Annotated in this window: 1 pseudogene; it reads right to left on the bottom strand. The window is 66.0% G+C overall.

Annotation, left to right across the window (positions count from 1 at the left end):
* Positions 1-50: 50 nt before the first annotated feature.
* A pseudogene (gene lpxK / locus CP49_RS47860) lies at positions 51-694 on the bottom strand (tetraacyldisaccharide 4'-kinase); the annotation flags it as partial.

Raw genomic sequence — 694 nt, 5'->3', positions numbered from 1 at the left:
GGGTGTTCGCAAACTCAGCTTACCCCTGACCACCTGCCACCCCATAGGATCTACGATTCTTTCCTCTCGCGCGCCTTGAATAGCCGGTCGGCGACGAATTTTCGCAGGCGCGCAGGATCGTCGAACTCTAGCGTTACCGCGAACGGCACGATGTGCTGCCGATCGCGCAGCCGCGCCAGATCCTTTTCCGTCGTCACCAATGTCAGCCCGTCGCGCCGAGCCTCGGTAATCAATCCTTCGATCTCGGACTGCGAATACGGGTGATGATCGGCGAAGGCGCGCTGCATGACGACATCGATACCGCCAGCGCGCAGCGTGTTGAAGAATCGCGTTGGATCGCCGATGCCGGCAAATGCCAGCACGCGCTGGCCGCGAAGCTGCCTCACCGCCGCCTCGTCCGGCTTCAGATGCGCTGATAACACCGGCTTGCCTTGCGCTGCAATCTCCGCCGCCACCGGCGCAGCGGCGGAGCCGTCGCCGACGATGATCAGCGCGTCGGTGCGCGCCAGTTGCGGCCGCAGCGGCGCGCGCAGCGGGCCGGCGGGAAATACCTGCCCATTGCCGACCCCGCGCTCGCTGTCGATCACGATCAGGGAAGCGTCCTTGACGATCGCCGGGCTCTGGAAGCCGTCGTCCATCAGGATCACGGTCGCGCCTTGCGACCGCGCCAGCGGCACGCCGTCCGCGCGCTTGC

The organism is Bradyrhizobium valentinum (genome assembly GCF_001440405.1).
GTDB lineage: Bacteria > Pseudomonadota > Alphaproteobacteria > Rhizobiales > Xanthobacteraceae > Bradyrhizobium > Bradyrhizobium valentinum.
The sequence above is the reverse complement of the archived record's forward strand: the minus strand, read 5'-3'. Positions and strand labels throughout refer to the sequence as shown.